The sequence below is a fragment of the Mycobacterium sp. pUA109 genome (assembly GCF_041287095.1).
Taxonomy (GTDB): domain Bacteria; phylum Actinomycetota; class Actinomycetes; order Mycobacteriales; family Mycobacteriaceae; genus Mycobacterium.
This window is the reverse complement of record NZ_JBGGKS010000006.1, coordinates 193935-207578: the sequence shown is the minus strand read 5'-3', so window position 1 is coordinate 207578 and position 13644 is coordinate 193935. Positions and strand designations below refer to the sequence as shown.

General features: G+C 68.6%; 12 protein-coding genes and 1 pseudogene. 6 read left to right on the top strand and 7 right to left on the bottom strand.

The annotated features are described in order from the left end of the window. The first annotated feature begins 12 nt into the window (after nucleotides 1-12). Nucleotides 13-591 carry an aminoacyl-tRNA hydrolase gene (gene pth / locus ACAG26_RS09675; protein ID WP_370481604.1) on the top strand — a complete coding sequence of 193 codons (579 nt, stop codon included), beginning with the start codon at nucleotides 13-15 and terminating at the stop codon, nucleotides 589-591. Between the two features lie 76 nt (nucleotides 592-667). Here pth and ACAG26_RS09670 read toward each other — a convergent pair whose 3' ends face one another. Beyond that, nucleotides 668-1489 carry a helix-turn-helix transcriptional regulator gene (locus tag ACAG26_RS09670; protein ID WP_370481602.1) on the bottom strand — a complete coding sequence of 274 codons (822 nt, stop codon included), beginning with the start codon at nucleotides 1487-1489 and terminating at the stop codon, nucleotides 668-670. Nucleotides 1490-1514: 25 nt separating this feature from the next. Here ACAG26_RS09670 and ACAG26_RS09665 point away from each other — a divergent pair, with 25 nt between their 5' ends. The 3 genes and pseudogenes from ACAG26_RS09665 to ACAG26_RS09655 form a co-directional block, all read left to right on the top strand. Continuing rightward, nucleotides 1515-2777: an amidohydrolase family protein gene (locus tag ACAG26_RS09665; RefSeq protein WP_370481601.1), complete on the top strand. Its 1263-nt coding sequence runs from the start codon at nucleotides 1515-1517 to the stop codon at nucleotides 2775-2777. A gap of 75 nt (nucleotides 2778-2852) precedes the next feature. Next, on the top strand, nucleotides 2853-3095 hold the full coding sequence (locus ACAG26_RS09660) for a type II toxin-antitoxin system Phd/YefM family antitoxin (RefSeq protein ID WP_370481599.1): 243 nt from the start codon (nucleotides 2853-2855) through the stop codon (nucleotides 3093-3095). Next, nucleotides 3092-3415 (top strand): annotated as a pseudogene (locus ACAG26_RS09655) (PIN domain-containing protein); the annotation flags it as partial. The gene ACAG26_RS09660 and the pseudogene ACAG26_RS09655, both read left to right, overlap by 4 nt. 190 nt (nucleotides 3416-3605) lie before the next feature. Here ACAG26_RS09655 and ACAG26_RS09650 read toward each other — a convergent pair. From ACAG26_RS09650 to ACAG26_RS09625, 6 genes are all read right to left on the bottom strand, one after another. Beyond that, nucleotides 3606-5243: a fatty acyl-AMP ligase gene (locus ACAG26_RS09650; RefSeq protein WP_370481597.1), complete on the bottom strand. Its 1638-nt coding sequence runs from the start codon at nucleotides 5241-5243 to the stop codon at nucleotides 3606-3608. Nucleotides 5244-5519: 276 nt separating this feature from the next. Next, nucleotides 5520-6476: a 4-(cytidine 5'-diphospho)-2-C-methyl-D-erythritol kinase gene (locus ACAG26_RS09645; protein WP_370481596.1), complete on the bottom strand. Its 957-nt coding sequence runs from the start codon at nucleotides 6474-6476 to the stop codon at nucleotides 5520-5522. Nucleotides 6477-6502: 26 nt separating this feature from the next. Further along, nucleotides 6503-7987, bottom strand: a complete 1485-nt coding sequence (locus tag ACAG26_RS09640) for a PE-PPE domain-containing protein (RefSeq protein ID WP_370481593.1) — start codon at nucleotides 7985-7987, stop codon at nucleotides 6503-6505. Between the two features lie 134 nt (nucleotides 7988-8121). Beyond that, nucleotides 8122-9027, bottom strand: a complete 906-nt coding sequence (gene rsmA, locus ACAG26_RS09635) for a 16S rRNA (adenine(1518)-N(6)/adenine(1519)-N(6))-dimethyltransferase RsmA (RefSeq protein WP_370481682.1) — start codon at nucleotides 9025-9027, stop codon at nucleotides 8122-8124. Beyond that, nucleotides 9000-10118, bottom strand: coding sequence for a transglycosylase family protein (locus tag ACAG26_RS09630; protein WP_370481591.1), 1119 nt, complete (start codon nucleotides 10116-10118; stop codon nucleotides 9000-9002). Before ACAG26_RS09630 ends, rsmA begins: the two co-directional genes overlap by 28 nt. A 139-nt stretch (nucleotides 10119-10257) precedes the next feature. After that, a complete protein-coding gene (locus tag ACAG26_RS09625; RefSeq protein WP_370481589.1) occupies nucleotides 10258-11091 on the bottom strand; it encodes a TatD family hydrolase in 834 nt (277 codons plus the stop codon). A gap of 18 nt (nucleotides 11092-11109) precedes the next feature. Between ACAG26_RS09625 and metG the strand changes: the two genes are divergently transcribed. Together metG and ACAG26_RS09615 are read left to right on the top strand one after the other, a co-directional pair. Then, nucleotides 11110-12654, top strand: coding sequence for a methionine--tRNA ligase (gene metG, locus ACAG26_RS09620; protein WP_370481588.1), 1545 nt, complete (start codon nucleotides 11110-11112; stop codon nucleotides 12652-12654). 71 nt (nucleotides 12655-12725) lie between these two features. Then, nucleotides 12726-13613, top strand: coding sequence for an NHL repeat-containing protein (locus tag ACAG26_RS09615; RefSeq protein ID WP_370481586.1), 888 nt, complete (start codon nucleotides 12726-12728; stop codon nucleotides 13611-13613). The last annotated feature ends 31 nt before the right edge of the window (nucleotides 13614-13644 follow it).

Below are 13644 nucleotides of genomic sequence, written 5' to 3'. Positions count from 1 at the left end.
ACGGATCACCGGATGGCCGAGCCGTTGCTGGTCGTCGGCCTGGGCAACCCGGGACCGAATTACGCCAAGACCCGGCACAACCTCGGATTCATGGTCGTCGACCTGCTGGCGCAGCGGCTGGGCTCGGCGCTCAAGGCGCATAAGCGGTCCGGTGCGGAGGTGGCCACCGGTCGGCTCAGTGGGCGATCGGTGGTGTTGGCCCGGCCGCGGTGCTACATGAACGAGTCCGGCCGCCAGGTGGGGCCGTTGGCGAAGTTCTACTCGGTGCCGCCGGCGGACGTGATCGTCGTCCACGACGATCTCGATCTGGATTTCGGCCGCGTCCGGCTCAAACTGGGCGGCGGCGAGGGCGGCCACAACGGGCTGCGCTCGATCGCGAACGCCGTGGGCACCAAGGACTTTCAACGGGTGCGGATTGGGATCGGCCGCCCACCCGGCCGCAAGGACCCGGCGACGTTCGTGCTGGAGACGTTCACCGCCGCCGAGCGCAGCCAGGTGCCGACGATCTGCGAGCAGGCCGCCGACGCCACCGAGTTGCTGATCGAGCGGGGCCTGGAGCCCGCCCAAAACATCGTCCACGCCTGGGGCTAAGACGCGCCGAATGGCACTTCGGCGACGCGCCAGCGGCGCGTCGCGTCGTGAGAGTGCCTCTCGCGGCGGACGGCGACTACCCCTCGGCGGTGATCCTGCGGTGGTAGGTCGACGGTGCTTCGCCGGCGAATCGGGTGAACGCGCGGGTGAAGGCGCTGAGGCTGTCGAAACCGACGGCGGTCGCGGTCTGCTGCACTCCCTGATCCGGCGCGGCCAGCAGCGCCATCGCCTGCAGCATTCGGGCGTGCAGCAGATACGTGCGCCACGACATGCCGATCACCGCTTCGAACTGGCGGCGCAGGGTGCGCTCGGACACCGCGACGGCCTGGGCGACCTCGGCGGCGGTCACCGACGCCAGGTGCGCCTTGGTGTAGACCATGGCCGCACCCACGGTCGGATGATCGGAGGTGGGCAGGCTCAGCGGCGCCTCGTGGTCCAGTGCGGCCGACACCAGGTGGCCCAGGGTGCGGAAGAAATCGTCGGACACCGTGTCGCCGTCGGGCCGCTCGATCGGCCACCGCAGCGAATGCAGCATCATCTCCCGGATCAGCGGCGAGACGGTCAGGATACGTGCCCGGTCGCCGGCGTGCGCGACAAGCTCCGGGTCGAACATCACCGCCACGGTGCGCACCTCCGGGCGCATGGTGGCCTGATGCTGCAGCCCGGCCGGGATCCAGGCCGCCTGCTGCGGCGGCAACAGGTAGTGCGCGGCCGCGGTCTCGACTTCGACCACCCCGCCGACGGCGTACTCGATCTGGTGCATGTCGTGGGAGTGCCACCCGGTGACCAGATGCTGTCCCTCGTAGAGATAGCTGCCGGCCCGGGCACGGCCGCCTCGGCGCAGATCGATGTTGGCCGGTTCTGCAAAATCTATGGCCGAACGCGCGGAGACGGTCACGATTTTCCAGGGTACTAGTAGAGACATGAAGACCGACGACTTGATCCTGGTCAGCATCGACGACCACGTGGTGGAGCCGCCCGACATGTTCCTGAACCATGTGCCGGCCAAGTACAAGGAGGAGGCGCCGATCGTCGTCACCGACGACAACGGCGTCGACCAGTGGATCTACCAGGGCCGGCCCACCGGGGTCAGTGGCCTCAACGCGGTGGTGTCCTGGCCGGCCGAGGAGTGGGGCCGCGACCCGGCCGGGTTCGCCGAGATGCGGCCCGGCGTCTACGACGTGCACGAACGGGTCCGCGACATGAGCCGCAACGGCATCCTGGCCTCGATGTGTTTCCCGACGTTCACCGGGTTCTCGGCTCGGCACCTCAACCAGCACAAGGACCCGGTCACCGTGATCATGGTGCAGGCCTACAACGACTGGCACATCGACGAGTGGGCGGGCGCCTACCCGGACCGGTTCATCCCGATCGCGCTGCTGCCCACCTGGAATCCCGAGGCGATGTGCGCCGAGATCCGCCGGGTGGCGGCCAAGGGCTGCCGCGCGGTCACCATGCCCGAACTGCCGCACCTGGAGGGGCTGCCCAGCTACCACGACATCGAATACTGGGGCCCGGTGTTCCAGACCCTGTGCGAGCAGAACGTGGTGATGTGCCTGCACATCGGCACCGGGTTCGGTGCGATCTCGATGGCCAAGGACGCCCCGATCGACAACCTGATCGTGTTGGCCACCCAGATCTCGGCGATCGCCGCCCAGGATCTGGTGTGGGGCCCGGCGATGCGCAGCTACCCGGACCTGAAGTTCGCGTTCTCCGAGGGCGGCATCGGCTGGATCCCGTTCTACCTGGACCGCTGCGACCGCCATTACACCAACCAGAAGTGGCTGCGCCGCGACTTCGGCGGCCGGCTGCCGTCCGAGGTGTTCCGCGAGCACGCGCTGGCCTGTTACGTCACCGACAAGACGTCGTTGAAGCTGCGCCACGAGATCGGCATCGACAACATCGCCTGGGAGTGCGACTACCCGCACTCGGACTGCTTCTGGCCCGACGCCCCCGAGCAGGTGCTGGCCGAGTTGAACGACGCCGGCGCCGACGACACCGACATCAACAAGATCACCTGGGAGAACGCCTGCCGGTTCTTCGGCTGGGATCCGTTCGCGCGGACCCCGCGCGAGCAGGCCACCGTGGGCGCGTTGCGGGCTCAGGCGACCGACGTCGACGTCTCCATCCGGCCGCGCAAGGAGTGGGCCCGGCTGTACGCGCAAAAGCAGCCGGCCAAGGCTTAAGTAACCCGCGCCGCCCAGCCCAGCAGCCGGTCCCACATCGGTCGAGCAGCCGACGAAAGTGCTACGCTGTCGCACATGGAGGTCGGCGTGCGGGACCTGCGCAATCGAACCAGCCAGGTGATTGACGCGGTCAAAGCCGGGCAGCAGGTCACGCTCACCGTGCATGGTGAACCGGTCGCCGACATCGTGCCGCATCAACGTCGCGTCCGGTGGCTGGCGGGTGAGCAGCTCCGACACGAACTGGCCGATCGCGCCGCCGACGCGCCGCTGGCCGGCGAACTCGATGAGGTTGCGGGCCAGACTCTCGATGAGCCGTGAGCGCCACCCGGGCCCAAGTCGGCCTGCTGGACACCTCGGTGTTTATTGCGCGCGAAGGCGGCCGCCCGATGGCGGCGCTGCCAGAACGTGTCGCGTTGTCGGTCATCACCGTCGGCGAACTGCAACTCGGCGTGCTCAATGCGACTGATGCGGCAACCCGCGCACGGCGCGCGGACACCCTTGCGTTGGCGCGGGCGGCAGACCCCATCCCCGTGAGCGAGGCGGTGATGGTGTCGTGGGCCCGACTCGTCGCCGAGTGCCGTGCCGCGGGTCTGCATCGGGCGGTCAAGCTAACCGATTCGTTGATCGCGGCGACCGCGATTGAACACGGTCTGCCCGTCGCGACGCAGGATGCCGACTTCGATCAGATGGCGCGGGTATGTTCCGCGCTTTCGGTGATCAAGGTATAGCCGGCGCACAAGCAAGCCGTGACATTGAGATTGCGTCGAGGGTCGCGGTTTTCGAAAAAATGCGACCCTGTACGCAATCTCAGCGGTGGGCCCGGCGCCCCTAGGTGACCAGGGCGACCGAGTTGGCCCGCCGCAGCTTGCCCGACGGCGTCTTGGGGATGCTGCCCGGTCCCAGCACCACGACGTTGCGCGGCCGCATGTCGACCTCTTTGACGACCTCGTGCGCGACGTCGTGTTCGATGCGGCGCACCTCGGCGGGATCCTGGTGGGCGTTGGACTCCACGGCCACGGCGAACGTCTCGCGGGAGTGCCCGGCGTCCAGCCGCACCGCCACCGCGCAGCCCGGACGTACCCCGGCGACCCGGCAGGCGGCCCGCTCGATGTCGGTCGGGTAGATGTTGCGGCCGGCCATGATGATGACGTCCTTGACCCGGCCGCAGACCACGATGTGCCCGTTCTCCAGCTGATAGCCCAGGTCGCCGGTGTCGTACCAGCCGTGCTCGTCCTGGGCCGGGATGAAGCCGGCCATAGTCAGGTAGCCCGGGGTCACCGGCTCGCCGCGCAGCTGGATGACCCCGACGCCGCGGGCGGGCAGCACCGTGCCGTCCTCGTCGACCACGCGGGCCTCCAGACCGGTCAGCAGCGGCCCCAGCGACACCAGCCGGCGGGTGTTGCCCTTGGTTGCCGGCACCGCGCGGCGCAGCGCGGCCAGCAGGTCGGCGTCGACCTCGTCGACCACCAGCCCGTCGCCCAGCTCGGAGAACGACACCGCCAACGTCGTCTCGGCCATGCCGTAGGCCGGCATGATCGCCTCGGGTCGCAGCCCGAACGGCTTCCCGGCGTCGATCAGATCCTCGACGTCGGCGGGGTCGACGGGCTCGGCGCCCGACAGCGCGAACCGCAGCGAGGACAGGTCGAACTGGCCGGGTGTGGCCTGCTTGCGCAGCCGCTTGGCGAACAGCGCGTAGGCGAAGTTGGGGGCCGCCGTCATGGTGCCCTTGTACTTGTCGATCAGCTTGGCCCACAGCAGGGTGTCGCGCAGGAAGTCCATCGGGGTGACCTTGACCAGCTCGACGCCGAAGTACATCGGCACGGTCAAGAAGCCGATCATGCCCATGTCGTGGAAACACGGCAGCCAGGACAGCATGACGTCGTTGCCGGTGGGGTCCATCTTGGCGCCGATGAACATCGCTTCGGCGTTGGAGTAGATGTTGCGGTGGGTGATCTGGACGGCCTTGGGCGATCCGGTCGATCCCGACGTCAGCTGCATCAGCGCCAGGTCGTCCTCGCCGGTCTCGATCGGGTCGGCGGGCTCGGCGGCCAGCAGCTCCTCGACGGTCAGCACCGTCAGGCCCTTTTCCTGCAGCACCGGCATGGCGGCCATGAACGGCTCGGAGATGATGACGGCCTTGGCCTCGATCATGTCGACGACGGTCAGGGTGTCTTCGGCCCACGCCGCCAGGTCGGTGCGGGGGGTGGGCTGGTGCAGCATGGTCAGGCTGGCGCCGCGCATCCACAGCCCCTGGGCGGTGGGGGCGATCTCGACCGGTGCGCCGGCCAGCACACCGACGACGTCGCCGTGGCCGACGCCGGCCGCGGTCAACCCGCCGGCGATGCGGCGGGCGCGTTCATGCACCTGGAGCCAGGTGTGCCGGACCGGGGTGTGTGGCTCGCCGGTAACCATGCCTTTGGTGCTGGTGCGGGCGTTGCGGAACATCGTCTCGGTGAACCTGCTCACCACAACCTCCTCGGTTCCGGCACTCGTCGATTCCACAAGGACCGGGATCTAATGCTGCCCCGGGTAAGGGGCGCTTCGTAACTGGCACGCACACACAATTGGGGAGCAGTTATGTCTCGAATCGGTGTTGAGCCAGGAACCGCGCGCCACAGCTGCGTTGACCGTCCACCGGGGTACCCGGCAGACGAATGTATCCCGCGCTGTCCCTGAACGCTAGTCGTCACCGCCGAACATCTTAAACTCCTCTTAAGTAACTACCAAACCCTGAGGCGTGTGTCACACCTCGGTGGCCGGGGCGGGCACGACGCGGGCGCCGTGCACCGGGCCGCTGGCCACCCGCACCGTGCGGCACACCCCGGCCCCGGCGAGCTCGGTGCCCACGTCGATCGCCGACGCCGCCGACGCGCACAAAAACGCGCACGTCGGTCCGGAGCCGGACACGATGCCGGCCAGCGCGCCGGCCTCGACCCCGGCGCGCAGCGCGCGGCGCAGCCCCGGGTCCAGGCTGACCGCCGCCGCTTGCAGCTCGTTGCCCAGCAACGGCGCCAGCCGGTGCGGATCGCCGGCCGTCAGCGCCGCCAGCACCGGCTCCGGGGTCGGCAGCCGCGGCGGGCTGCCGACGTCGCGGAGCCGGTCCAGCTCGGTGAACACCGCCGGCGTCGACAGTCCGCTCTTGCCGAACGCCAACACCCAGTGGAAGGTGTCGCGGGCCAGCACGGTGGCCAGCTCCTCGCCGCGACCGGTGCCCAGCGCGGTGCCGCCGTGCAGCGCGAACGGCACGTCGCTGCCGAGTTGGGCGGCCAGCACGTGCAGGTCGTGCCGCGGCACACCCAATTCCCACAACGTGTTCATGCCGACCAGCACCCCGGCGGCGTCCGCGCTGCCGCCGGCCATGCCGCCGGCCACCGGGATGGATTTGTCGATGGTGATCGACACGTCGGGGCGCCGGCCGACGTGGTCGGCCAGCAGTTCGGCGGCCTGCCAGGCCAGGTTGCGTTCGTCGGTGGGCAGCTGGTCGGCGCCCTCGCCGACGATCTGCAGCGACAGGGTGTCGGCGTTGCGGATGGTCACCTCGTCGACCAGGGAGACGGCGTGAAACACCGTCCGCAGATCGTGGTAGCCGTCGGCGCGGCGATCCCCGACCGCCAGGTACAGGTTGACCTTGCCGGGGACGCGCACGGTGACCGACCCGGTGGCCACCCACTCGGTGGCGGTGTTTCCCTCCCTCGACACCGCACGAGACTATCGCCGAACCGGGCTCAGAACGGGATGATGCTGGTCAGATCACCCACCACCGATTGCAGTGCATCCACGACGACCATGAGCTCAAAGCCGCCCGCCATCGTGCCCAGCCCGACGTCCGCCGCGATCGGGTCGCCGATGGCGCCGAGCAGATCACCACTGCTCACCGCGTCCACGAAGAGCGTCGCGTCGTACAGCGGAATCGACGTGACCAGGGCGTTGAGGATGTCCGCGGTCGGCAGCAAGGTGGCGTAGCCCGACGCGGCCGCGCTGGTGAGCGCGTTCACGACATTGCTGAGCATGCCGAGCGGGTCGGACGCCGCCGCAACGGCCGATCCGGTGTCCAGGGCCGCCAACGGGTTGGTCAGGCTCGACAGCGACAGACCGGACAGGCCGCCGCTGATGTCCTTGACGAACGCCTCAATCCCCTGCTGGGTGCCGCTGACCAACAGACCGGGCAGCTTCTCGAAGTCGCTGAGGCTGGGGAATAACCCGAACTGGGTGGCCACGTTCGCCGGCGCCGTCGACCAGCCGTAGTCGGGGTCGCCGTAGCCCAGGTTCACCAACGCCGTCAGATCCGGTTGCAACAGGTCGGCGATCGGTTTGCCGATGAGCGGAATGTCGCGCACCGGGTTCAACAGCGGCAGGTTCTCGGTGGGGATCATCCAATAGTTGGTCGCCCCCTCCCCGGTGAGTTCCGCCGACCCCGGCAGCAGAATTGCCTCACCGCCGTCGGTGACCGGGGCGATCTGCGCAGCCGTCAGATCCGGGTAGGTGCCGTGCACGTACTCGATGCCGGCGAAGGCGTTGAGGTCCGACAGCAAGTTCAATGGATAGCGCGGGAAGTCCGCATAGCCGTCGTATTCCAGCGTGTAGATGTCGGTCGGGTAGATGGTGGAGTCCGGGGTAGCGCCATAGAAGTTCAGCCCGAGACTCGGCAGATCCAGGCCCGCGAAGCGTTCCAGCAGCCCGCCGTTGGGGTTCATCGGGTCGCCGAGCAGCACGAAATGCAAGTCATCGGCGCTCGGCGCGCCAGGGGTGTTGGCGAGTTGGTCCATCTCCAGCGACGAGATCACCGCGCTCTGCGAGTAGCCCAAGACCACCAGATCGTTTCCGGCGTAGCCGGGACTCGTCGCGTCCGGCGGGTTCATGATCGCATTGTTGAGGATCGTCAGGCCCTGTTGCACCGAGGTATCGAGCGGCAAGGACTTGATCCCGGTGAGCGGGTACAACCCCTCCGGGGTGACCAGGCCGTACGCGGTGTCGCTGGTGAAACCGGGGAAGTTCGGGGTGATGAAGGTGTTAGTAAGGCCCGTCACGTAGCTATCCGGCGGGATCGGTAAGCCGCTCCCGCCCATCACTAATGAGTCATCGGCCAGCAGCGCCGCCTCGGCCATCACCGTTCGTATCGTCGACTCGAACGCGGACGTCAGGCTCAGCACCGTGGCGCTGACCACCGCCAGCACCGCGACAACCAGCGAAAACAACCTGCGACGCAGCATGTGCGACCTCCCTGCGGCGATGCCGGCGAGCACGACTTCCCGCAGAGTAGCTGAGAATAACCTGAGTTGCTGCCAAACGATTCATAAAGTTTTGGCCGACGTTCTCAGCTCCCGCTCAGGCCCGGCGGAGCCCCTTAGCTCGCCGAGGCGTGCTCCCAGCCGCCGGAGCGTTGCAGCAGCCGCACGAAGTCGGCGATGCTCAGCGTCTCCCCGCGCCGGGACGGGTCGATGCTGGCGGCCAGCAGCCGGTTCGCCGATTCGTTGCCGGAGCCCGCCCATTCGGCAAACGCGTTGCGGGCCGTCTTGCGCCGCTGCGCGAAGGCGATGTCGACCAGGTGGAACACCTGGCGACGGAAGGCGTCCTCGGTGGGCCACGGCGACGTCTCGTACCGGTCCAGCCGCACCAGCCCGGAATAGACCCGCGGGATCGGCCAGAACACGCTGGGCGGCACGGTGCCCAACCGGCGGACCGGCCCGAAGAACCGCATCTTGGCGCTGGGCACCCCGTAGTCCTTGCCGCCCGGTTCGGCGGCCAGCCGCTCGGCGACCTCGGCTTGCACCATCACCATCACGGTCCGCAGCGAGGGGAATTCGGCCAGCACGTGCAGCAGCGCGGGGACCGCCACGTTGTAGGGCAAATTCGCCACCACCGCGGTGGGCTCGGTTTCCAGCTCCGCGCGACGCAGCGACAACACGTCCCGGTTGAGCACGCTCAACCGGGACGCCTCGCTGCGGGAATGCTCGGCGACGGTTTGCGGCAGCCGACCGGCCAGTACCGGATCGATTTCGATGGCGCTGACCGTGGGCCCGCGGTCCAGCAGGGCTAAGGTCAGCGAGCCCAACCCGGGCCCGATCTCCAGCACGTGGTCGTCGCGGTTGACGCCCGCGGCCGACACGATCCGACGCACGGTGTTGGCATCATGAACGAAGTTCTGTCCCAGCGATTTTCGCGGCCGAAACTCGAGTTCTTTGGCCAGCGCCCGGATCTCGGTGCGCCCGAGCAGCCGAATCGTCAACGCCTCGCGCTGCACACCGGCCAGGCGCCCCAGCCCTGACGCGCCTGGGTGACCTCGGCGATGGCGATCTGCTCCTCGCGGGTCGCCAGGTCGGCGCGGGGGGCGTACTTCAGGCCGCCGTTGCGCTCCCAGGTGTTCTGGTCGAACTGCACGCCGCCGTAGAAGCCGTTGCCGGTGTTGATGGCCCAGTTGTTGTGCGACTCGCAGCTGGCGATGCGGTCCCACGCGCTGCCGTAGGTTGACGGCGGCACCTCGGTGCCCGGCTTGGTGCCGACCCGCAGCACCGAGTCGCGGGCCGGGGTCACCACGACGTTGGCCACCGGCAGCCGGCCGGTCTCTTCCCCGTTGACCTTGGCGACCGCGAACGTCACATCCTGGGCGCCCGGGGTGCCCGGGTCCTCGACGACCGACCGGCTCATGTTCATCTCCGGGTCCTCGATGCGCACCGCGTTCGGGGCCAGCTCCACCCGCTCGGTGACCTGCTCGACCCGGATGCGGGTCACCTGGACCTGCATGCCCTCGGTGACCGGCGCCGACGCGGCCGGCGTCACCTTGTCGCCCTGTTCCAGCGGGGCGCCGGCGGCGGCGAGCAAGCCCGCGACGTTCGGCGCGGCCAGGTGCACGGCGCGGACCGCCCCGCCGTCGTCGATCTGCACGTTCTTGGCGGTGACGACCGGCAGGGCCATGCCGGCCAGCGGGACACGGCTGCCACGGGAGGCCGCGGCCGGGGCGGTGTCGGTCATCGACAGCTGCGCCAACGCCTCGTCCACGGTCGAGGCCGTCGTCCAGACGTCCTTGTCCTGGCCGCCGTCCAGCGAAATGTGCAGCGGCCGGCTGCGCCGCAGCATGATGGTGTCGGCGTCATGCACCTGCACGTCACCGGCCGGGTACAGGTCGTCGCGGTCGGCGACGGTGAACCCGTTCTCCTCGACGATGTCGAGCACCCGCGACTTCATCGTGGTCACCGTGACCGGCGTTCCGTCGACGTTGAGGGTGACCGTCTTCTGCGCAGCGACCGCGTAACCACCGGCGAAGGTCAGCACCAGCAGCAACGCGGCGATCAGGACTCGCAATATCGGTGATGGGGTCTGGTGCAGCTTGGTGAGTACGTTCAACGTGCGTCTTCCCCGGCCTCAAAAACTCAGTGACAAACTAAACGGGCCCGCAGGCCCGCAATTCGATAACGAGACGGTAACGAACCTGTCTACATCGGGCAACTTGCGCGGCCCGTCTGGAGCGGTTCTTACTGGACTCTTAAAGCCCGTACACCCGTCGCGCGTTGCCGGTGGACGCCGCGGCCAGCTCATCGGCCGGCCGATCCAGCAGGTCGGCCAACGCCCGAACAGTGTATGGGAGGCAATACGGCTCGTTGGGCGCGCCGCGGTACGGGTGCGGCGTCAGAAAGGGGGCGTCGGTCTCCACCAGCAGCTGGTCGGCCGGGATCAGCGGCGCGGCTTCCCGCAGGTCACGGGCGTTGCGGAAGCTGACCGTGCCGGACAGGCTGAGCAGCCAGCCGGCGTCGATGCAGCTGTGGGCCATCGCCGGCCCGGATGAGAAGCAGTGGAAGATCACCGTCTCGGGGGCGCCTTCGGCGGCCAATACGTCCAGCACCTCGGCGTCGGCGTCGCGGTTGTGGATCATCAGCGGCTTGCCGGTCCGCTTGGCCAGGTCGATATGCCAGGCGAAGGCCTCGCGCTGGGCGGCCGGTGCGGCGCAGCCCTCCAACCGGCCCGGCCAATACAGGTCCAGCCCGGTTTCCCCGATCGCCACCACCCGCGGATGGGCGGCCAGTTGCTCGATCTCGGCGCGGGCGTCGTCGGTGAGGGTGTTAGCGCGGGTGGGATGCAGCGCCACCGCGGCGTAGACCCGCGGATCCCAGTCGGCGGCGTGGGTCACCCAGCGCGCCGACGCCAGATCGTCGGCGACGGTGACGACGGCTTCGACGCCGGCGTGCGCGGCCCGGTCCAGTATCGACCGCACCCCGTCGGCGTCGGTCGCGCCGCACGCGTCCAGATGGGTGTGCGCGTCGATCAGCGGGGCCAGCGGCGGCGGAGCCGGTGGCGGCGGCCGTTTAGAACTCACGCGCACACAATAGGGTGGTATCCGATGAGGCCCTACTACGTCACCACGGCGATCACCTACCCCAACGGTGAGCCGCACATCGGGCACGCCTACGAGTACATCGCCACCGACGCGATCGCCCGGTTCCGCCGGCTCGACGGCTTCGACGTGCGCTACCTGACCGGCACCGACGAGCACGGCCTGAAGATGGTGGAGACCGCCGCCGCCGAGGGCGTGCCGACCGCCGAGTTGGCCCGGCGCAACTCGGACGTGTTCCAGCGGTTGCAGGAGAAACTGAACATCTCCTTCGACCGGTTCATCCGCACCACCGACGCCGACCACCTGGCGGCGTCCACGGCGATCTGGCAGCGGATGGTCGACGCCGGCGACATCTACCTCGACACGTATTCGGGCTGGTATTCGGTGCGCGACGAGCGGTTCTTCACCGAATCCGAGACCCGGCTCACCGACGATGGCGCCCGGGTGGCCACCGAGACCGGGGCGCCGGTGACCTGGACCGAGGAGCAGACCTACTTTTTCCGGCTCTCGGCATACACCGAGCGGCTGTTGGCGCACTACGCCGCGCACCCGGAGTTCATCGCGCCCGACGTGCGGCGCAACGAGGTGGTCAGCTTCGTCTCCGGCGGGCTGCGCGATCTGTCCATCTCGCGGACGTCGTTCGACTGGGGGGTGCCGGTCCCCGACCATCCCGACCACGTCATGTACGTGTGGGTGGACGCGCTGACCAATTACCTGACCGGGGTGGGTTATCCCGACACCGACTCGGAGCTGTTCCGCCGGTTTTGGCCGGCCGATCTGCACATGATCGGCAAGGACATCATCCGGTTCCACACCGTGTACTGGCCGGCGTTTTTGATGTCGGCCGGAATCGAGTTGCCGCGCCGGGTTTTTGCCCACGGGTTCCTGCTCAACCGCGGCGAGAAGATGAGCAAGTCGGTGGGCAACGTCATCGACCCGGTCGCCCTGGTCGAGCAGTTCGGGGTGGACCAGGTGCGGTACTTCCTGTTGCGCGAAATACCGTTCGGCCAGGACGGCAGCTACTCCGACGAGGCGATGATCACCCGGGTCAACACGGACCTGGCCAACGAGCTGGGCAACCTGGCGCAGCGGTCGCTGTCGATGGTGGCCAAGAACCTCGACGGCGTTGTCCCGGTGCCCACGGATTTGACCGCCGAGGACGACGAGCTGCTGGCGTTGGCCGACGGGCTGCTGGACCGGGTGCGGGCCCACTTCGACGCCCAGGCCATGCATTTGGCGTTGGAGGCGATCTGGCTGGCGTTGGGTGCGGCCAACAAGTACTTCTCGGCGCAGCAGCCGTGGGTGCTGCGCAAGAGTGAATCCGCCGCCGACCAAACCCGATTCGGCACGGTGCTGTACACCACGCTGGAGGTGGTGCGCATCGCGGCGCTGCTGATCCAGCCGGTGCTGCCCGAATCGGCGGCCAAGCTGCTGGATCTGCTGGGACAGCCCGAGCAGCAGCGCACGTTTGCCGCGGTGGCCGAGCGGCTCAAGCCCGGGATCACGCTGCCCGCGCCCACCGGGGTCTTCCCGCGCTATCAAGTGGAGTGAGTGTGTGCCGCGGGGTGGGGCCTGGTGCGGCGCTGCCGTTGAGATTGCGTCTAGGGTCGCGGTTTTCGCAAATGCACGACCACCGGCGCAATCTCAACACGCTCGCGGCGGTGCTGGCCGTCGCCCTCGCGGTCGCCGGGTGCAGCGGGCAGCCGACCCGACAGCATCCGCCGCCGGGTCAGCCCACCGATCCGCACAAGCCGCCCGCGGAAACGGTGCTCGGGTTCACCGATTTGATGGACCCCGGGGAGGTGGCCGTCGACGCCCACGGCAACGTGTACGTCCTCGACCTGGGACTCACCCGGGTGGTGCAGTTGCCGGCGGACCAGCCACGCCAACAGACGGTGCCGTTCACCGGTCTGGCCAGCCCGGAGGGGGTGGCGGTCGACGCCGCGGGCCGCGTCTACGTCAGCGACACCGGCAACCATCGGGTGCTGACGTTGGCGGCCGGGTCGACAACCCAGCAGGAGTTGCCGTTCACCGACCTGCAGTACCCCAATGCGCTGGCGGTCGACACCGCCGGCGACCTGTATCTCGCCGATATCGGCACCAACCGGGTGCTGAAGTTGCCGGCCGGGTCGAATACCCAACAGCTGCTGCCGTTCTCCGGTGTCAGCGGCGGGTACGGCGTGGCGGTCGATCGCGTCGGCGACGTCTACGTCTCCGACTTCGATCGGCATCGGGTGCTGACGCTGCCCACCGGGTCGAACGCGCAGCAGGAGTTGCCGTTTCATGACCTCAAGGGTCCGATCGGGGTCGCCGTCGATGCCGCCGGCAGCGTGTACGTCATCGACTCGGGCACGGTGCTGAAGTTGCCGAAAGGGGCGACCAGCCCGCAGGTCCTCCCGTTCAGCGACCTGCAGAACCCCCGCGATGTGGCTATCGATGCGGCCGGCAACGTCTACGTCACCGATGACGGCTCCAACCGGAAACGGGTATGGAAGCTGGCCGCCGGCTAACGCTCACCCGCCTCGCTCGCCAGTGACTCCG